This window comes from Cupriavidus gilardii (assembly GCF_017598945.1).
GTDB lineage: Bacteria > Pseudomonadota > Gammaproteobacteria > Burkholderiales > Burkholderiaceae > Cupriavidus > Cupriavidus gilardii_E.
In genome coordinates this window covers 1-18,570 of sequence record NZ_JAGFTW010000031.1, presented here as the reverse complement: position 1 = coordinate 18,570, position 18,570 = coordinate 1, and the positions used below count along the sequence as shown (strand labels likewise).

Genomic DNA, 18,570 nt, shown 5'->3' with positions numbered 1-18,570 from the left:
TCCCCGGCGCGGCCACCGCCGCCCTCCCCCACGCCCCCACAAGGAGACCGACCATGATCTTCAGCCTCAGCGCCGGCACCCTCGTCATCCTGCTGGCCCTGCTGATCTTCTCCGCCTTCCGCGTGCTGCGCGAGTACGAACGCGGCGTGGTGTTCATGCTGGGCCGGTTCTGGCGCGTCAAGGGCCCGGGGCTGGTGCTGGTGATACCGGTGATCCAGCAGATGGTGCGGGTCGATCTGCGCACCGTGGTGATGGACGTGCCGGCGCAGGACGTGATCTCGCGCGACAACGTCTCGGTCAAGGTCAATGCGGTGGTCTACTTCCGCGTGGTCGATCCGCAGAACGCGATCATCCAGGTGGCCAACTTCCTCGAGGCGACCAGCCAGCTGGCGCAGACCACGCTGCGCGCGGTGCTCGGCAAGCACGACCTCGACGAGATGCTGTCCGAGCGCGAGAAGCTGAACCTGGACATCCAGAAGGTGCTGGACGCGCAGACCGATGCCTGGGGCATCAAGGTGTCCAACGTCGAGATCAAGCATGTCGACCTGAACGAATCGATGGTGCGCGCGATCGCGCGGCAGGCCGAAGCCGAGCGCGAACGGCGCGCCAAGGTGATCCACGCCGAGGGCGAGCTGCAGGCCTCGGTAAAGCTGCTGGAGGCCGCGCAGATGCTGGCCCGGCAGCCGCAGGCGATGCAGCTGCGCTATCTGCAGACGCTGACGCAGGTCGCGGGCGATCGCAGCTCGACCATCGTGTTTCCGGTGCCGATCGAGATGATGGAGGTATTGCGGCCGCACGTGCGCGGCGCTGCGGCGCAGGCGGCGGGCACGGAGGCGGGCATGGCGGCGTCGATGGAAACCACCGGCCGTCCCGGCGGCAGCAACGAGCCGCCGCATTGATCCGGCCGCATGGATTCGACCGCATCGTGGCGAGCACGACAGGCGCTCTATCGCGACGATCCCGCATCGAGCCGGGCCCACCGCGCGACATCGTCGCGCGAGGGGATCGCGATCAGGCTGCCCAGCGCGGCCGCGGCGGCGACGCGTGTCGCTTCGCTGCTGGCCGCAGACAGCGCCGGCACCAGCAGGTCGATGCCGATCGCCGGCTGCGAATCGCTGGCATTGCCGATCAGCGTCGCGGCGGCCCACCCGGCTTCGCGCTGCGCGACGCTTTCGCTGCCGAGCAACGCTGCCTCGGCCGCCTCGCGCAGCCGCTGCGGCGCGCCGGCATCGCCATAGAGCTGGGTCAGCGCCTGCACCGCCCGTTCCCGCTCTTGCAACCAGGCGTTGATCTGCCTGATCACGTAGCGCGGCATCGGCCGGTAGGGGTTGCCGTCGGCTCTGGTCAGCGATTCGTACAGCCGTGCGGCACCCGCGTGCGTCCACGTGTTCCACGGCCAGGCAAGCAACCAGGGATGGGCCTCGCGCAGGCCGATGTGCCGCAGCTGCGTACAGCCTGCCAGCCGCACCTCGGCCAGTTCCGGATTGTCGCGCGCCAGGTCGCGCAGCACCGGCTCGGTCAGCGCCACGCATTGGCCCGCATCGAGCCGGTTCAGCAGGTGTACGCCGTCCAGCCGCAGCGCCCGCAGCGCAGCGCAGCCATCGATACGAAGCGTGCGCAGCGCCGGTGCGCTCACCCATAGCGTCTGCAGCCCACCGTTGCCAAACAGATCGAGCGTTTCCAGCGCGGCCCAGTGCAGCGGCCCCCACTGCAACGGACCATACGGCCGGATCAGCGGCGCGGCGGGGCGCTCGGCCAGCGTCATCTCGCCCGACAACCAGTCTCCGGGCCAACGCATCGCTCGCAGATTCAGGATGCGCAGGGCGGGGGCAAGCGCCTCGACACGGCGCAGCACCTGCGGCGTCAGGTGGGCGCAGCCGCTCAGGTCCAGCCGCCGCAACGCGGTGCCGGCGCCGCGCAGCAAGCCTTCGAGCAGCGGATCGGTCAGCGCCGCGGCGAACGGACTCAGGTCCAGACAGACAAAGGCGGTGCCGGCCATCGCCGCCAGCAAGCGGCGCTGATCGGCGACCGCGATGGCGCGCGTGTCGGCATGCAACGCCATCGCGATCGCGTCGAACACGGCAGTGCGCTGGCGCAGCGGCAACGCGGCCAGGTCGCGCTGCGCGCCCTCCCTGCCGCTGAGCACGCCGACGACCATCGAAGCGAGATCGCGCGCCGGCGATCCTGTCAGCCACGAGAGCGCGCCGGCGGCCGATGTGGTGATGCCGAGCGCGAGCTCGCTCGAACCGGCGGCCGGTCGCGGATGGACGGCCGTCAGGCCAAAACGCGTGGCGTGGGCAAACGGGTCGGCACCCGCATAGCGGCCGTGGCCGTCGCGGCGCGCCAGACGCTCGTCGAGGCAGGCGAAGCGCCGTGCGGGCGCGCCGGCGTCCGCGGCGCGTACCGGATAGCGCTCGAACGCGGCCAGGTAGGGTGCGGCAAGCTCGGGCTCCAGACTGCGCAACCACGCCATGCCGGTCGGCGCGGTGCGCAGGCGCGCCGCCAACGCGGCCATGCCGATCACGCTTTCGAGTCGCTGGCGCAGCGGCAGCATCGCGCCGGACGGTGTCAGGCCCAGCAGGCCGGCATGCGCCGCCCCGCTGCCCTCGCCGAAGATGGCGCCGTGGTCCTGCTGCACGCGGAAGGCGTCCTCCAGCCAGCTGCGCAGCAGCGTGTCGGGCTGCAGCCGGCCCACTTCCTCGAGCACCGCCAGATCGAGCGGCTGCACCATCTGGTCCAGGCAGAACAGGTAGCTGCGGACCGGCAGGTGTGGCCGGCCGGCGGCCGTCAGCCCCAACATGGCCAGGCCCGCGCGGCCGCTGTCGATCCGCTTCAGCGCCTGCCGCTCGCCGCGCTCGACGAGGAAATAGTCGTCGGCCTTGTCGTCGGCGGGCCCGCTGACCAGTTCGCGCAGCAGTGCGCGGGTGAACGAGGCCGGATCGATGGCACGCAGCGCGGTGGGTTCCACACGCAGCAGTGTTGCCAGCGAGCGGCCCGCGACGTCTTCGGTGACCTGCACATCGAGCACGCGGCCGCCGCTGCGCAGCTGCATGGCCAGGCTCGCCGCCATGCCGCGCCCGCCGGTCAGGCGACGGTCCAGCGCATGCAGCAGCCGCTCGCTGCCGGGCGCCTCGGGGCCGAACTTGACCCAGCAGAGCCACTCGTGGCCCTCGGCCTCGAAGCGGACCGGCAGCACGCCATGCGAGCCCGGTTGTCCCGCGGGCTTGGGCAGGACATTGCCATGGGCATCGAACAATTGCCGGGCGATGGCGGGCGACAGGCGAACCCCGCCGGCGCCGCCCGGCGTGGGCACGCGCACCTGGATCGCCGGACCGGCCCGGCCCGCGGCATCCCTGGCGCCGGCGGCGTCGACAAGCCAGCTTTCGAGTGCGCGGCGGAAACGCGATTGCATTTCGGCCGATTGCGCACGCCAGCCGTCCGGCCACGGCAGATGGCCAAGCGCGCGCAGCCGCCCCTCGTTGCCCGGCACCGCCCCGAGCGCGTCGCGCCAGGCGATCCAGCGTTGCGTGGTCTCGCCGCGCGGCGCGCCCGCCATTGCGGCCTCATAGTAACGGCGCAGTTCGTCCGCCGGCGCGCGACGGACCGCCAGCGTGGCGGCGAGGTTGCGTGTCGCTGCCAGCGACAGCGGCCGGTCCGCGACGATCGCGGGCAGCGCCGGATCGACGTCGTCGAGGCGACGCAGCGCGCGCACCGCCTCGATCACCGGCCGCGGCGGCCGCTGGTCCGTTCCCACCAGCGGGGACAGCGCGGCCCACAGCGGCCGCACCACCAGCTCTCGCGCCGCCTGCAGGATGTCGCGCTCCGGTCCGGTCAGTGTCGCGTCACCCTGCTCCTCGCGCCGGCCCGCGTTCAGCTGCAGGCGATAGCGGACGGTCTGCACTGCGGCCATGGCCCAGCGCCAGTCGGCCAGGAATGGTGTCGAGAACCGCTTCAACGCATCCAGGCGCGCCAGGGCCGCGCGCGGCGGCGCCGCGTCGTGGCCGAACAGCAGCGACAGCGCGGTCAGCGTATGCACGAGCGGTCCGCGACAGGCCTGCTTCAGATCGGCGCCCGTCCCGGCCCCGCGCGCCAGCACCTCGCCAAGACGGTTCAGATCGGCATGCAGCTGACGCACCGCCAGATCTTCGCGGGCGCACAGGCGGCCGGGGTCATCGCCGTGCAGCGGCGCGTCGACGGTCCCGGACATCGCGACCCGGAGCCGCCGCATCAGCGCCTCGTCGCCATGCGCCACGGATGGCGACAGCAAGGAGAAATGCAGGCCCTGGTCAGCGTCGGGACGGTCGTTGGCATTGGCCATGCTGCGCTGGCGCAGCGCCTCGGCGAGCTGCTCCGGCGTGCCAGTCCATGCCAGTGCCGACGCGCCCTCGCGCACGCCGGCGTCGATCTGGAAGCCAGCCGGCACGCGCAACGGATGATCGTGGCCCGGTACCGTTTCGCCCAGGCTGCAGACGGCCAGATCGAACAGCCGGCAGAACCTGGCGAACCACGCACGCGCGGCGCTGTCGGGATGCGCCGGTTCGGCCAGCAGCACCGCATACTCGAAGTCCGAATACGGCCCCATGTCGCCGCGGCTCATCGAACCGAGTCCGACGATGGCGAACGCGCACGGCGGCTCGGTCAGCATCCAATGCCGGCACGCGCGCGCGATCTGCGCGATCAATGCCTTGTAGCGCGCGGTCAGCCGTTCCTGCAGGTCCTCGATCGGCAGCGGGGTCTCCCAGTCGCACAAGGCCGCGCGATCCGTCGGATCGGTCGGCGCCAGCGCGGCCAGCTCCTCGGCGGCCTGTCGGCGCAATGCATCGACGCTGTCCCGCAGCGCTCGCCAGACCGGCTGGGGCTGAACCGCGCTGCGGACCGGCGCGCCGGCGCCGCCCCGCAGCGACTGCGCCATCCGCCGATGTGCCGAGCAGTCGTAACCCCTGAGCGAAGCCGCGCACTCCTCCTGCTCGACCTGCCGCACGACGCTGTCGCACCACGCCGCGCCCTGCACGTGCAGGCCGATCTCGCCGGCCGCTTCGGCCAGCAGCAGCACGCGATGCGCGACTTCGATGAATTCGATGGCGCCTTTGGCGGTTCTGCGCAGCCGGTCCAGCAGCGCAACGATCGCGGTGGTCAGCTGCCGCACCGGCACGGCCTCGCGCGGCGCCTCGTCCGGTGCAAAGGCCATGCGGTGGCTGGCCATCAGCGCTTCGGCGCGTCCGACCGCTTCGAACAGGCAATGGGCGCGCTCGAGCATGCGCAGTGGCGCGGTCGCCGCCGCGCATTGCGTACCGAGATCGAACAGCGCCGCGCGCAACTGGGCCTGTGCCCGCGGCGCCCACTGCGACAGGTGCTCCCGCACCATCGCGGCTTCGAGCCGGTCGACGATGGCCTCCACGCCCGCCGCATCGCGCGCGCCCGCCGGCAGCAGCCGGCGCGCGTGATGGGCATAGCAGAAGCCCTCCTGCCAATGGCTGCCGCGCATCCACACGCGCACCAGGGCCTCGTACAGGCACACCATCTCGTCGCCATGCGTTTCGTTCAGCCGCGGGTATCGCTGCAGCAGCAGGCGCAGGCAGGACAGGCAGGACTTCGCGCAATCGGCATCGGCGTCGCGATACAGCGCGGCAAGAGTCCGCAGCAGCTTCCGAACGCGTGCGGGCGAATCGGGCTGCCCGGCTGGATCGCGCTGCCACAGCGTCGCGGCGATGCCCTGCAGGCTTTGTTCGACAGTGGTGCCCTCGCGCTGATCTGCCTGGTCCGAGCTTCGCTCCGGGGCGTGGCCCGCATGATGCGCCGGGGTGGACGCGCGCCGGCCGCTGCCGCGCAGCGCGCTCAGCACGGCGGGATCGTACGGCACCTGGGCGGCAAGATCGATCGGCGTCAAACCCTGGCGGTTCCTTGCCGCGGGGTCGGCGCCCGCTTCGAGCAAGCAGGTGACGATGACGCGGCGGTCCCCGCTGCCGTCGCGCGCCGCGGCGCGCACCGCCCAGTGCAGTGGCGACTCGCCGTCGTCATCGGCGCTGCTGGCCAGTGCCGGCGTGCCGGCCAGCAGGTCCTTGACGAGCCGCCGATTCCCGGCGTCGATGGCCTGGCGCAATGCCTCGCGCTCCGTGTTGCGTGAATGGCCGATCCCCAACGGGACCAGCATACCGATACGTGTGACAGCGGCGCTGAACATGGCGATGGGATTCCTCCGGGTCCGGCGTTGGTCGGATGACGCCGCGCGGCTGCCGGCACCGGCGGGCGGAAGCGAACGGTAGGCGATGCCGCTGCAGCGAACCACTTGGCCCATGCCATTCGCGACAGAGGCGGTACCAAATTCGACAGGCCGCGACCTCGGCGCCGCTAGATTCGGGCCTCCATCCACCGCGGCCGATCGGCCCTGAACCTGCCATGCTTTCCATATCCGCCCACAACGCCACCAGTGCACGCGCGGAGGCCCTCACGCAACAGATGGCGCAGGCCGCCATCGCGCACCATCCCGTGGTATCGCCCTTCGAAGAACTGGAGCGATGGCTGAGCCGTCGTTCACAGGTGTTGAATCTGCAGTTGACGTTGTTGTGCGACGAGGCCGAGCCTCATGGCGATGCCAACGCGGAGCAAGCGCTGGCGCAGCGCTATCGAGACGAGCTGGACGCGCTGACCCGCACGATCGCCGCCCGCTATCGCGAAACCATCGAGGCGCGCATGCCACCCGGCAAGATCGCTCATGTCGTCGCCGAGGACGGCAAGCGCTTCGTTCCCCTCGATGCCGACGAACTGGCGCGGCGGATGGACCGTTTCGAACAGCGGCTCGGAGCCGAGATGGAAATGCACCGGTGCTTCTCGTTCGGTCCGCCGCCGCGACGCGCGGCGTTGATCGACGATCTCCGGCAGGAAGCGGACTCGATCGAATCATTGCTGTCCGAGCTCAAGGAGCAACTCGATGCGCTGAACCTGCCGACCGTCGAGCTGCAAAGCCGCGTCGCACAGACACTGGCGCGGCTGCGCGGGGAACGCCATGCCGCCGTGATCGACGCGGGCCTGCATCAGGGCTGGCTGCGGGCCTGCGAGCTGGGCTGCCTCAACGCAGTGCAGGCGATCGTGCAGGCCGTGCCGGAAAAGGAACGCCGAACCTTTATCGATCGGCTCGGCCCGGATGGCCGCAACGCCTTCCACCTTGCCTGCGCGCAGCAGGATCTCGCCCTGGCGACATGGCTGCTGCAGCTTGGAGCCGACCCTCTGGCGCACACCGGCCTGGGACATCTGCCGATGCAACTGGCGACCCACCATGACCACGGCGAACGCACCCGCACACTGCTTGCCTGGCTGACATTGCACCGCGCCGATCCGCTGGCGCGCGATCAAAACGGACGCAGCGCGCTTAACGAAGCCGCATACCGTGGCAACCGGTCGGCGATAGGCTGGCTGCTCAAGCACGGCGCCAGCCTGTGCGAGCGCGACATCCAGCAGCGCACGCCGCTGCATGCCGCCGCCGCGGGCGGTCATGCCGCCACGGTGTCACTGCTGCTGGCGCGCGGCGCCGATCCGCACGCGCGCAACGCCGCGGGCGAGCGGCCCATCTTCGAGGCATGCAGGATGGGGCAAGTCGAAGCGATGCAGGCCTTTCTCGATGCCGGTGTCTGGCTGAACGCGCAGGAGCGCGAGCACCTGCGGCTAAGCGGCATGGTCACGGCGGAGAAAGTCTTCATGGCCTGCGCCGAGCCGCTCAGGCGTGCGCTCGCACAGCTGTCTGCGCAGACGAAGGCGACCCCGAAAGCGGGGGCGGAGCCAGGGAGGGACTTGCCGATGCCGGGCAAGAGGGACGGCACGGGCTCGAAGCCGGCCGCCAGCATGAACGCGGCCTCGCAAGCGAGGCCGGTTATGAGTCTGCCGCAGGCGCTGCAGCGCCTGCTTAGGCGGTGATCGCGGGCAGCTTACTTCGTGTAGGTCGCCACGCCGTCGGTAATTTCCTTGTGCGCTTCCTCGATGCCGCCCCAGCCCTCGACCTTGACCCACTTGCCGGCCTCGAGCGCCTTGTAGTTTTCGAAGAAGTGCTTGATCTGGTCCAGCGTGTTCTGCGGCACGTCCGACAGGCCCTTCATGTAGGCCGTGGCCGGCGACAGCTTGTCCACCGGCACCGCGATCAGCTTGGCGTCCACGCCCGCTTCGTCGGTCATCTTCAGCATGCCCAGCGCGCGGCAGCGCACCACGGCGCCGGCCAGGATCGGGAACGGGGTGATCACCAGCACGTCGACCGGGTCGCCGTCGCCCGACAGCGTCTGCGGAATGAAGCCGTAGTTGGCCGGATAGCGCATGCCGGTGCCGATGAAGCGGTCGACGAACAGCAGGCCGGTTTCCTTGTCGGCCTCGTACTTGACCGGATCGCTCTGGGCGGAGATCTCGATGATCACGTTGAAGTCGTTCGGGATGTCCTTGCCCGGCGGGACGAGATTGAAGCTCATGCGGTTCTCCAGATGCCTGTATTCGGCCGGTATTTGGCCAGGGTTTGACGATGGCCGGCATTATAGCGGCTCGGTCTGACCCGGAACTGACAGTCCGGGTGGCCCCACCGCGGCTTCTGCGGCGGCGCGCCTTGCGGATGCGCGCCCCGGCTGGGCGATAATGCCGGCTTGGAATTTTCAGCCGGAGCATGACGATGCACGCCCAGCACTTCGTTGCCAACCGCCTGATGGCGCCGGATTCCGGCATGCGCATCAAGGTGTTCGACCCTTCCACCGGCGCGCCCTTCGCCGAGATCGCGCGCGGCAACGCGACCGATATCAACGCCGCGGTCTATGCTGCGCGCCAGGCCTTCGAAGGCCCTTGGGGCGCGCTGTCGGCCGCCGAGCGCGGCCGCCTGCTGACCGACCTGTCGCGCAAGCTCACCGAGCACGAGGCCGAGCTGGCCGCGCTCGAAGCGCGCGACACCGGCAAGCCGCTGAGCCAGGCCCACGCCGACGCGCGCGCGATCGCCCGCTATTTCGAGTTCTACGCCGGCGCCGCCGACAAGCTGCACGGCCAGACCATCCCCTATCAGAACGGCTATACGGTGCTGACCGTGCGCGAGCCGCACGGGGTCACCGGCCATATCGTGCCGTGGAACTATCCGCTGCAGATCTTCGGGCGCAGCGTCGGCGCGGCGCTGGCCGCCGGCAACGCCTGCGTGGTCAAGCCGGCCGAGGACGCCTGCCTGTCGCTGCTGCGCGTGGCCGAACTGGCGGCGGAAGTCGGCCTGCCCGAGGGCGCGCTGAACGTGGTCACCGGCTATGGGCACGAGGCCGGCGCCGCGCTGGCGCGCCATCCCGGCATCGACCATCTGTCGTTCACCGGCTCGCCGCAGACCGGCAAGCTGGTCGCGCAGATGGCCGCCGAGAATCATGTGCCCGTCACGCTGGAACTGGGCGGCAAGTCGCCGCAGATCGTGTTCGCCGACGCCGATGTCGATGCGCTGGTGCCGGTCGTGGTGCGCGGCATCGTGCAGAACGCCGGCCAGACCTGTTCGGCCGGCAGCCGGCTGCTGGTCGAGCGCCCGCTGTACGACGCGCTGCTGGACCGGCTGGCGATGGTGTTCGAGTCGCTGCGGGTCGGCCCCGCCGAGCAGGACCTCGAATGCGGACCGCTGATCAGCCGCAAGCAGCAGCAGCGGGTCTGGGACTTCGTCTCCGACGCGCAGCACGCCGGCATCCCGGTGATGGCGCAGGGCCAGATCGTGGCCGATGCGCCGGAGACCGGCTACTACCAGGTGCCGATGCTGCTGCGGGACGTGCCGGCAACGCACCGGCTGGCGCAGGAAGAGGTGTTCGGCCCGCTGCTGGCGGCGATGCCCTTCGACGACGAACAGGACGCGATCGCGCTGGCCAACGGCACGCCCTATGGCCTGGTGGCGGGCATCTGGACGCGCGATGGCGCGCGCCAGCTGCGGCTGGCCCGCAAGGTGCGCGCGGGCCAGGTCTTCATCAACAACTATGGCGCCGGCGGCGGCGTCGAATTGCCGTTCGGCGGCTCCGGACAGTCGGGCCACGGGCGCGAAAAGGGTTTCGAGGCGCTATACGGCTTCACCACCCTCAAAACCATCGCTATCCACCATGGGTAATATCAACTTCCTCTCGGTCGCCTTCGCCATCTTCTTTTTCTGGATGGCCTGGCACGTCAACCACAAGCGCGCGACCAATCCCTCGGGGATGCCGCGGCTGCAGGTATTCAAGCGCAAATGGGGCGAAACGATCGGTGACCGGGTGCACTGGTGCCTGTATGTCGCGCTGCCGTTCCTGCTGGCGCTGATGATGGTGGCCAATGCGCTGCGGGGGCGCGGGCCGTTCTCGGGCTAGGATGGCCCAGGCCGGACGGTGGCAGGGATGGCCACCGTCGGCAGATTTTCTTGTGCGGTGCGTGCGAAGTACGAAACGAAGGTCAAACGCCCCTCAGATCGCCACCATCTCGAAGTCTTCCTTGCGGGCGCCGCATTCCGGGCAGGTCCAGTTGATCGGCACATCTTCCCATTTCGTTCCGGGCGGGATGCCGTCTTCGGGCGCGCCGGCGGCTTCATCGTAAATCCATCCGCAAATCAGGCACATCCAGGTCTTGTATTCCATAGGGTGGTGACGTCTCGATTAAAATTCAGCGCAGATGGTACCGAATCGACGCGCGGCGCGCCACCGGCAACCCGGTATTTGACGTCCGGATCGATGGCGATTGACGCGGATTGCAGCCGATCGCATACGGTTCGCGCGAATTGGCGTTCCACGGCGCACCCGCCCGCATTTCTCCCGGCCACCGCTTTCATCCGGCCCTCCTCTTCCAGGCAGATCACGACATGTCACGAAACCAGCAGCTCTTCGACCGCGCCCAGCAGACCATTCCCGGCGGCGTCAATTCGCCGGTGCGCGCCTTCCGCTCGGTCGGCGGCACGCCCCGCTTCATCGAGCGCGCCGAAGGTCCCTACATGTGGGACGCGGACGGCCAGCGCTATATCGACTACATCGGCTCGTGGGGGCCGATGATCGTCGGCCATGCGCACCCCGACGTGGTGCGTGCGGTGCAGCAGGTCGCGGCCGGCAGCTTCTCGTTCGGCGCACCGACCGAGGCCGAGATCGAAATGGCCGAGGAGATCTGCAAGCTGGTGCCGTCGATCGAGCAGGTACGTCTGGTGTCCTCGGGCACCGAGGCCACCATGAGCGCGCTGCGGCTGGCGCGCGGCTTCACCGGGCGCGATCTGATCATCAAGTTCGAGGGCTGCTATCACGGCCACGCCGACAGCCTGCTGGTCAAGGCCGGCTCGGGGCTGCTGACGTTCGCCGACACCACGCAGAACGCGCCGTCGTCGGCGGGCGTGCCGGCCGACGTCACGCGCCACACGATGGTCCTCGAGTACAACAACGTCGAGCAGCTGGAACAGGCCTTCGCCACGCATGCCGGCGAGATCGCCGCGGTGATCGTCGAGCCGGTGGCCGGCAACATGAACCTGGTGCGTGCGAGCGACGCCTTCCTGCAGGCAATGCGCAAGCTGTGCAGCGCCGACGGCGCCGTGCTGATCTTCGACGAGGTGATGACGGGCTTTCGCGTCGCGCTGGGCGGCGCGCAGGCGCACTACGGCATCACGCCGGACATGACGTGCCTGGGCAAGGTGATCGGCGGCGGCATGCCGGCGGCGGCCTTCGGCGGCCGGCGCGACATCATGGCCAGGCTGGCGCCGCTGGGCGGCGTCTATCAGGCCGGCACGCTGTCGGGCAACCCGCTGGCGGTGGCGGCCGGCATGGCGACGCTCAAGCTGATCCAGGCGCCGGGCTTTCACGACAAGTTGGCCGCGCAGACGCGCAAGCTGGCCGATGGCCTGCTTGAAGCCGCGCGTGCAGCGGGCGTGCCGTTCGCCGCAGACGCGGTCGGCGGCATGTTCGGGCTCTATTTCCGCGAGGGCGTGCCGGCCAGCTTTGCCGAGGTCACGCAATGCGATACCGCGCGGTTCAACCGCTTCTTCCACGCGATGCTGGACAACGGCGTCTATCTGGCGCCGTCCGCCTTCGAGGCTGGCTTCGTCGGCGCCCAGCACGACGACGCGATCCTCGAGGCGACCTTCGAGGCCGCGCGCCGGGCGTTTGCCGCCCTGTAAGCGGCTGCAAGGCCCCGCCCCAGGGCCCCGCTCCGTGGATGCATCAAGCGGCCGGTGCGCTACACTGCTGGCGTTCCGATGATCCACGGAGTTTTCCGATGCGCGCCTTCCTTTCTTCATCGCCGACCTTCGCTTCGTCGCTGCGCCCGCTGCGCTGGCTGCTGCTGGCCTGGCTGGCGAGCCTGCTGAGCGCCTGCGGCTACAACGACTTCCAGGCCAAGGACGAAGCCATCAAGGCGGCCTGGGGCGAGGTCGTCAACCAGTATCAGCGCCGCGCCGACCTGATTCCGAATCTCGTCAATACGGTCAAGGGCTATGCCTCGCATGAGCGCGAGACGCTGGAGGCCGTGACCAAGGCCCGCGCCACCGCGACCAGCATCCAGGTCACGCCGGAGACGCTGAACGATCCGCAGGCCTTCCAGCGCTTCCAGCAGGCGCAGGGCGAGCTGAGCGGTGCGCTGTCGCGGCTGCTGGCGGTCGCCGAGAACTATCCGCAGCTGAAGGCCGACGCGGCCTTCCGCGACCTGCAATCGCAGCTCGAAGGGACCGAGAACCGCATCACGGTCGCGCGCCAGCGCTATATCGCCGCAGTGCGCGACTACAACGTGCTCGCGCGCAGCTTCCCGACCAATCTGACCGCGATGGTCTTCAACTACGAGGTCAAGCCGTCGTTCACGGTCGAGAACGAGAAGGCGATCTCGACGCCGCCGGCGGTCAAGTTCTGATCCTCGTGCCGATGACCTTCGCCGCAGGACTCGGGCGCTGGCTGCGGGCCTCGCTGGCGCCGATGTTGGCACCCATGCTGGCGCTGGCGATGCTGCTCGGCGTGGCCGGCGCGGCGCGTGCCCAGAACGACGGCTTCGTCGCGGTGCCGCCGCTCGCCCAGCGCGTCACCGACCTGACCGGCACGCTGGCGCCGGAGCAGCGCAACGCGCTGGAAAACGTGCTGGCCGAATACGAGCGCACCCGCGGCAGCCAGATCTTCGTGCTGATGGTGCCGACCACCGATCCCGAGACCATCGACGCCTACGGCATCCGCGTGGCCGACGCCTGGCGCGCTGGCCGCCAGGGCATCGACGACGGCGTCATCGTGCTGATCGCCAAGGACAATCCGCCCGGCCTGCGCAAGATGCGGCTCGAGGTCGGTCGCGGCGTGCAGGGCTCGCTGACCGATGCGATGTCCAAGCGCATCCTTCAGGACATCATGGCGCCGCACTTCCGCCAGAACGATTTCTATGGCGGCCTCGCGGCCGGCATCTCGGCGATCCAGGCGACCATCGACAAGGAAGGGCTGCCCGGACCGCAGGCGCGCAAGCAGGCGCAGCAGAGCAGGCTGGCCGACTGGCTGCCGGTGCTGTTTCCGCTGCTGATCATCGCGTTTTTCCTGTTCTCCGCCACGCGCGGCCGCCGCCGGCAGATCGTGGTCGGCCGGCGCGGCTGGGATACGGCCGCGGGCACGCTGGGTGGGCTGGGCGGACTCGGCGGCCTGGGCGGCGGCTGGGGCCGGCATCATGGCGGCGGCGGTTTCGGCGGTGGTGGTTTTGGTGGCGGCGGTGGCTTCGGCGGCGGAGGCGGCGGCGGCTTCGATGGCGGCGGCGCCTCCGGCAACTGGTAAGGGAACGACATCATGCCCACCCGTTCACCTTCCCCTTCCCGCGGACTGCGGCGCGCCCTGCGTCATGCGCTGACCCCGGTCTCCCACGCACATCGCCACTTTCCGCCCGATGCGCTGGCGCAGCTGCAGCGTGCCGTGCGCGAGGGCGAACGCCAGCATCGGGGCGAAGTGCGCGTGGTGATCGAATCGAGCCTGCCGGCGACCCAGGCCTGGGCCGGCGTGACGCCGCGCGAACGCGCCCGCGCGCTGTTCGCGGCGCTCGAGGTCTGGGACACCGTCGACCACACCGGCGTGCTGCTCTACATCAATCTGGCCGATCACGCGGTCGAACTGCTGGCCGACCGCGGCATCGATGCGCGCGTGGACCGCGAGACCTGGAGCGCGCTGTGCCAGACGCTGGCACACGGCCTTGCCAGGGATCTGTCGATCGAGCCAGTGCTGGCCACGGTGGCGCAGATTCACGCGCTGCTGGCCCGGCATTTCCCGCAGCAGGGCGACGGCAATCCGAACGAGCTCGACGACCGGCCGATCGTGCTGTAGTGGCGGGACGCGGGCCCGCCGGTCGCTGGCCCGCTAGCCCGCCGTAGCCGAGCCGCCCCGCTGGCGCGGCCCCATCCAGTACCAGATCGCCGCCAGCCCCTGCAAGCCAACCAGTACGGCCCATGCCGCCAGATGCGCGCGCACCGGATAGCGGCCGTCCACCGCCGGCCACAGGTCGAGCACCATGCCGATGCCGAGCTGGCAGAGGAAGATCGCGAGGAACACCGTCAGCGTCAGCGCGGTGGTCGCGCGCCCGATCATCGCGCCGTCGAACTGGCGCGCCAGCACCGCGTAGGTCAGGATGCCGGTCGAGCCGAACACACCGTAGCCGGACCACAGCAGCCAGGCCGGCAGCGGCGCCCCCGCCATCAGCAGCGCCTGCACCACGATGAACATCGTCATGCCGATACCGGCGAAGGCATGCAGGCTGACGCCCAGCCGCTCCAGATGGCGCGCCGCCCAGCCGACCACCACGCAGCCGCCCATCATCGCAAAGCCGATCAGCGACACCAGCTGCGCCGCGCGTGCCGGCCCGACGCCGCCGACATCGCGCAGAAAGCCGCCGCCCCACAGGCTCTGCACCGCCAGAAACACGCCCTGGTTCAGCAGCGTCAGCGGCACCACGCGCCAGAACGGCGCGCTGCGCAGGATCGCCACGGTGCCGCGCCACTGCGCCGCCAGGCTTTCACGGGCGCCCGGCCGCGCCGCTTCGGGCGCGCCGAACCACAGCAGCAGCGCCATCGCCACGGTCACGCCGCCGAGGCCGGCGCAGACGGTGCGCCAATCCACCAGCGACAACAGCCAATCGAGCGGCGTACCGACGACCACCGCGCCGAGCCCGCCGATCGCCATCACCAGCCCGTTGAGCAGCGGCATCCGCGACAGCGGAAACCACATCGACAGGGCCTGGATCGCCGCGCCAAGACAGACCGACACACCGACGCCGATCAGCAGGCGTCCCGCCGCCAGCGCCGCCATGCCCTCCCCCCGCGCGAACAGCAGCGTGCCCACTGCCGCCACCAGCAGCAACGCAGCTTCGGTGCGGCGCGGGCCGAAGCGGTCCAGCAGCAAGCCGGCCGGCAACTGGGCGCAGGCAAAGCCGAGGAAGTAGCAGCTGGTCAGCAGGCCAAGATCGCTCGCCGACAGCCCCAGCTCGCGCGACAGGTATGGCGCGAAGCCGAAATTGACGCCGCGATAGACATAGGAAACGAAGAAGCCGAGCGAGAAGATCGCCAGCACGCGCCAGCGCAGGCCGCTGGCGGCGGCGGGCAGACCGGAGGGAGGAAGCGTTGCGGTTGTCATGCGCGGATTGTCGGCGCTGCGGCGCGCCGGCACCAACGAAGAATTCGTGCCCGCATTGTGAGTAGAATTTGACGGCCGGCGTTCGATAGTGCCGTTCCCTCCCTCTCTCCCCGACACCATGGCCCAGGTCCCCCATCTTCCCCCGCTGCAGGCGCTGCGCGCGCTCGAGGCAGCCGCGCGCCATCGCAGCTTCTCGCGCGCGGCCGAGGAGCTGGCGCTGACGCACAGCGCGATCAGCCATCATGTGCGAGGGCTGGAGCAGACCCTCGGCACCCGGCTGTTCCAGCGGGCCGGGGCGCGCATGCTGCCCACCAGCGTCGGCGCGCGGCTCGCGGAGCGGGTACGCACGGCGCTCGATGGCCTGCAGCAGGCGCTGAACGAGGCCGGCGGCCAGGGCGAGCAGCCCGCGGTCCGGCTGGAGGTCAGCGTGATGGCGGATCTGGCCAATGCCTGGCTGATCCGGCGGCTGCCGAGCCTGTACGAGGCGATGCCGATGCTCGACGTCCACCTGCGCCTGCATGCCGAGATCCCGCCGCCGGACCCGTATTCGGTCGACGTCGGCATCTGGCACCAGCGCGTCGACCTGCCCGGCTTCGAATGCCACCGTCTGATCGAGGACACCGTGATCGCGGTGGCCAGCCCGGCGCTGCTGGCCCGCTATCCGGGCTTCACGGTGGCCGACCTGCCGCGCCTGCCGATGCTGCGTTTCGCGCTGCGTTCCTGGCGCGACTGGCTCGAGCAGGCCGGCCTGCCGACGCACGAGCCGGAGCGCGGGCCGATCTTCCAGGACGCCGGCATGCTGCTGCAGTCCGCCATCGCGGGTGTCGGCGTGGCGACCGCACGGGCACTGCTGGCCCACGACTATCTGGCCAGCGGGGCACTGGTGCAGATCGGCACCACGCGGATCCCGTCGACGCTGCAGTACTGGATGATCTGGCGCGAAGGTCATCCGCACGAAAATGCGATCCGGCGCATGCATGCGTGGCTGCGCGAGCAGATCGACGCGTCGCGCCTGCCGGAAGGCGGCCGCATCGACTGACGGCACCAGCATCGCCGCAGTTTCACCATTGCAACCGAATCGGATCGGGCGCGTTTCGCCGCCGCCACTCGATGTGGCTCATCCAATGGCATGACGGCGGACCATGCCGGCGTCCGCGCCACAGACGGCATGGCGGTCGGCTACGCGATTTGGTCTACGCCGTCCGGACTAGCCCGCGCGTAGCCGGGTCCCATCAGGCCGCGTGACCGCCATTGGCGTGCGCGTCCGATGCTTCAAACATGGAACACTTTCGATCGGGCCGCATCGTGCCGAATTTCGGGCGTCCCATCGACCGCCCCGCTCCGGTCCCACGCCACACCGCGATCGATGCCATTTCAGCGTATCGAGGCGGTATCGCGACCGAAACATCTTGTTACATCCGCTCAGTCTCGTAACATGTCGCCGGAACTCGACATCAACAAAATCAAAGGCTTGCGCAGGATGGCACGCTCGTCGCTCTTGTCCGCGTTACAAACAACGCGGCCCTGGGCGAGGGCACGCAGTGGTACCCGGCAAGCCTGCCCTCGGACAACGGGGGCACATCAACGACAAGACGGCTGAGCCGGGACCGGCGGGTATGGGGGGTCCGCCGCACCGTTCGAACCCGGGGGATGTGCTCGACGCCGCATCGAGCCACCCCCGGCGCCGTTCCCGGACGGCGAGCGTTTGCATGCCGGTCGATACGAAGATGGGGAGCCGACGGCGCGAGCCACAGCGAGGCAACGGGGAGCCAATCATGAGAACGACAAAACCGGCCGGCAGAGGCAAACACCACCGAAGCGGCAGAAGCGCCGATGTGGGATGCCCGTTCGTCGATGGACCGCTGCCCCGGATGGGCGGCTTCGTCGTGGCGCCGCGATCGCTGCCGCCGATCGCCGGCCGCGGCGAAGCGCCGCCGTGGGACCGTCTGCCGAAGCGCTCGCGCCGACAGGCCGGCCAGGCTTGACCGGCCCGGTCGCATGCTGAACACTCCGATGGCACAGGCCCATCTGGAGACGGCATGAAGCTACGCGTTCTGAGCGATCTGCACCTGGAACACCATACCCCGGAATCGGTCCCCGACTGCGATGCCGATCTCGTCGTGCTGGCCGGAGACATCGCCAACGGCCGCCATGGCATCGACTGGGCCGCGCGGCATCTGCGCGGGCCGATCGTCTATGTGCCCGGCAATCACGAGTACTACGACAGCACCTTCACGCAGGTCGATGCGCAACTGGCCGCGGCGGCCGCCGCGCATCCCGATGTGCATCTGCTGGCCAGCGGCGTCGCGGTGTTCGCGCCCGCCGGGCAAACACCGGTGCGCGTGCTGGGCACGACCTGGTGGGCCGACTACGCGCTGTTCGGCCGCGAACGCATCGACGACGCGATGCAGGCCTGCGCCAAGGTGATGCTCGACCATCGGCTGATCTCCGTGGAAAAGCCCGGTGATGGCGAACTCCGCCGCTTCACGCCGGCCGATGCACTGGCGCGGCACCGCGCCGAGTCGGCATGGCTGGCCAGCGAGCTCGACAAGCCCTTCGATGGCGCAACGGTCGTGGTCACCCACCATGCCCCCGACCTCGGCAGCCTCGATCCACGCTATGCGCACGACCTCGCCTCGGCAGGCTTCATCTCGCGCCGCCCGGATCTGGTCCAGCGCGCGGACCTGTGGATCCATGGCCATACGCACACCAGCTTCGACTACCGGGTCGACCGCGCCCGCGTGGTCTGCAACCCGCGCGGCTATGTGCGGCGCGGCGATGGAGCGCTGGAGAACCCGAAGTTCGATTGGGGGTATGTGGTGGAGGTTTGAGGACTGCGGCGGCGTCCTGGTTTTGTTCTGATTTTGCCCCTGGTTCTGCTCCCCTCTCCCGCGTGCTGTATGGACCGGGGACATAGGTAACACATGTGCCAGGACATGGGTAACAGTCCAAGGTCCAGGTTAGTCAGCCTGGTGTAGGTCGATCGTGGCGACCTTTTGATGGCAGAAGTAGACATCAAAGG

General features: G+C 69.7%; 13 protein-coding genes and 1 pseudogene. 10 read left to right on the top strand and 4 right to left on the bottom strand.

What is annotated here, in order from left to right:
* Positions 1–53: 53 nt before the first annotated feature.
* Positions 54–788 (top strand): annotated as a pseudogene (locus J5T34_RS11270) (slipin family protein); the annotation flags it as partial.
* 158 nt (positions 789–946) lie between these two features.
* Here J5T34_RS11270 and J5T34_RS11265 read toward each other — a convergent pair.
* Entirely contained in the window at positions 947–6,181 is a 5,235-nt protein-coding gene (locus tag J5T34_RS11265; RefSeq protein ID WP_208579816.1) for a DUF294 nucleotidyltransferase-like domain-containing protein, read from the bottom strand.
* 215 nt (positions 6,182–6,396) lie between these two features.
* Between J5T34_RS11265 and J5T34_RS11260 the strand changes: the two genes are divergently transcribed.
* A complete protein-coding gene (locus J5T34_RS11260; RefSeq protein ID WP_208579815.1) occupies positions 6,397–7,908 on the top strand; it encodes an ankyrin repeat domain-containing protein in 1,512 nt (503 codons plus the stop codon).
* An 11-nt stretch (positions 7,909–7,919) separates the two neighbouring features.
* Here J5T34_RS11260 and ppa read toward each other — a convergent pair whose 3' ends face one another.
* The gene (ppa, locus tag J5T34_RS11255) at positions 7,920–8,447 is read right to left on the bottom strand and encodes an inorganic diphosphatase (protein WP_208579814.1); all 528 of its coding nucleotides are present in this window, start codon (positions 8,445–8,447) and stop codon (positions 7,920–7,922) included.
* Between the two features lie 194 nt (positions 8,448–8,641).
* On the opposite strand from ppa, the gene J5T34_RS11250 reads away from it, so the two are divergent.
* Together J5T34_RS11250 and J5T34_RS11245 are read left to right on the top strand one after the other, a co-directional pair.
* Positions 8,642–10,078, top strand: coding sequence for an aldehyde dehydrogenase family protein (locus J5T34_RS11250; RefSeq protein ID WP_208579813.1), 1,437 nt, complete (start codon positions 8,642–8,644; stop codon positions 10,076–10,078).
* Positions 10,071–10,313 carry a hypothetical protein gene (locus tag J5T34_RS11245; protein ID WP_006577064.1) on the top strand — a complete coding sequence of 81 codons (243 nt, stop codon included), beginning with the start codon at positions 10,071–10,073 and terminating at the stop codon, positions 10,311–10,313. The genes J5T34_RS11250 and J5T34_RS11245 overlap by 8 nt, the downstream gene beginning before the upstream one ends.
* A gap of 93 nt (positions 10,314–10,406) precedes the next feature.
* On the opposite strand, the gene J5T34_RS11240 is transcribed toward J5T34_RS11245, so the two are convergent.
* Positions 10,407–10,577 carry a rubredoxin gene (locus J5T34_RS11240; protein ID WP_006577065.1) on the bottom strand — a complete coding sequence of 57 codons (171 nt, stop codon included), beginning with the start codon at positions 10,575–10,577 and terminating at the stop codon, positions 10,407–10,409.
* Positions 10,578–10,798: 221 nt separating this feature from the next.
* Between J5T34_RS11240 and hemL the strand changes: the two genes are divergently transcribed.
* The 4 genes from hemL to J5T34_RS11220 all read left to right on the top strand — a co-directional run bounded on the left by hemL (position 10,799) and on the right by J5T34_RS11220 (position 14,246).
* A complete protein-coding gene (gene hemL, locus J5T34_RS11235; RefSeq protein WP_208579812.1) occupies positions 10,799–12,091 on the top strand; it encodes a glutamate-1-semialdehyde 2,1-aminomutase in 1,293 nt (430 codons plus the stop codon).
* A gap of 98 nt (positions 12,092–12,189) precedes the next feature.
* Entirely contained in the window at positions 12,190–12,816 is a 627-nt protein-coding gene (locus J5T34_RS11230) for a LemA family protein (protein ID WP_208579811.1), read from the top strand.
* 74 nt (positions 12,817–12,890) lie between these two features.
* Positions 12,891–13,706 (top strand): TPM domain-containing protein, encoded by an 816-nt coding sequence (locus J5T34_RS11225; protein WP_208579818.1) that lies wholly within the window; start codon positions 12,891–12,893, stop codon positions 13,704–13,706.
* 12 nt (positions 13,707–13,718) lie between these two features.
* On the top strand, positions 13,719–14,246 hold the full coding sequence (locus tag J5T34_RS11220) for a TPM domain-containing protein (protein WP_208579810.1): 528 nt from the start codon (positions 13,719–13,721) through the stop codon (positions 14,244–14,246).
* A 33-nt stretch (positions 14,247–14,279) separates the two neighbouring features.
* On the opposite strand, the gene J5T34_RS11215 is transcribed toward J5T34_RS11220, so the two are convergent.
* Positions 14,280–15,548 carry an MFS transporter gene (locus J5T34_RS11215; protein WP_208579809.1) on the bottom strand — a complete coding sequence of 423 codons (1,269 nt, stop codon included), beginning with the start codon at positions 15,546–15,548 and terminating at the stop codon, positions 14,280–14,282.
* Positions 15,549–15,666: 118 nt separating this feature from the next.
* Here J5T34_RS11215 and J5T34_RS11210 point away from each other — a divergent pair, with 118 nt between their 5' ends.
* A complete protein-coding gene (locus J5T34_RS11210) occupies positions 15,667–16,587 on the top strand; it encodes a LysR substrate-binding domain-containing protein (protein ID WP_174109125.1) in 921 nt (306 codons plus the stop codon).
* Positions 16,588–17,587: 1,000 nt separating this feature from the next.
* Positions 17,588–18,379 (top strand): metallophosphoesterase, encoded by a 792-nt coding sequence (locus J5T34_RS11205; protein ID WP_208579808.1) that lies wholly within the window; start codon positions 17,588–17,590, stop codon positions 18,377–18,379.
* The last annotated feature ends 191 nt before the right edge of the window (positions 18,380–18,570 follow it).

Coding starts and splice junctions, on each gene's coding strand:
- J5T34_RS11245 (WP_006577064.1), top strand. CDS start 10,071: ATGGGTAATATCAACTTCCTCTCGGTCGCCTTCGCCATCTTCTTTTTC.
- J5T34_RS11260 (WP_208579815.1), top strand. CDS start 6,397: ATGCTTTCCATATCCGCCCACAACGCCACCAGTGCACGCGCGGAGGCC.
- J5T34_RS11225 (WP_208579818.1), top strand. CDS start 12,891: ATGCTGGCGCTGGCGATGCTGCTCGGCGTGGCCGGCGCGGCGCGTGCC.
- J5T34_RS11205 (WP_208579808.1), top strand. CDS start 17,588: ATGAAGCTACGCGTTCTGAGCGATCTGCACCTGGAACACCATACCCCG.
- J5T34_RS11210 (WP_174109125.1), top strand. CDS start 15,667: ATGGCCCAGGTCCCCCATCTTCCCCCGCTGCAGGCGCTGCGCGCGCTC.
- J5T34_RS11265 (WP_208579816.1), bottom strand. CDS start 6,181: ATGTTCAGCGCCGCTGTCACACGTATCGGTATGCTGGTCCCGTTGGGG.
- J5T34_RS11230 (WP_208579811.1), top strand. CDS start 12,190: ATGCGCGCCTTCCTTTCTTCATCGCCGACCTTCGCTTCGTCGCTGCGC.
- J5T34_RS11250 (WP_208579813.1), top strand. CDS start 8,642: ATGCACGCCCAGCACTTCGTTGCCAACCGCCTGATGGCGCCGGATTCC.
- ppa (WP_208579814.1), bottom strand. CDS start 8,447: ATGAGCTTCAATCTCGTCCCGCCGGGCAAGGACATCCCGAACGACTTC.
- J5T34_RS11220 (WP_208579810.1), top strand. CDS start 13,719: ATGCCCACCCGTTCACCTTCCCCTTCCCGCGGACTGCGGCGCGCCCTG.
- hemL (WP_208579812.1), top strand. CDS start 10,799: ATGTCACGAAACCAGCAGCTCTTCGACCGCGCCCAGCAGACCATTCCC.
- J5T34_RS11240 (WP_006577065.1), bottom strand. CDS start 10,577: ATGGAATACAAGACCTGGATGTGCCTGATTTGCGGATGGATTTACGAT.
- J5T34_RS11215 (WP_208579809.1), bottom strand. CDS start 15,548: ATGACAACCGCAACGCTTCCTCCCTCCGGTCTGCCCGCCGCCGCCAGC.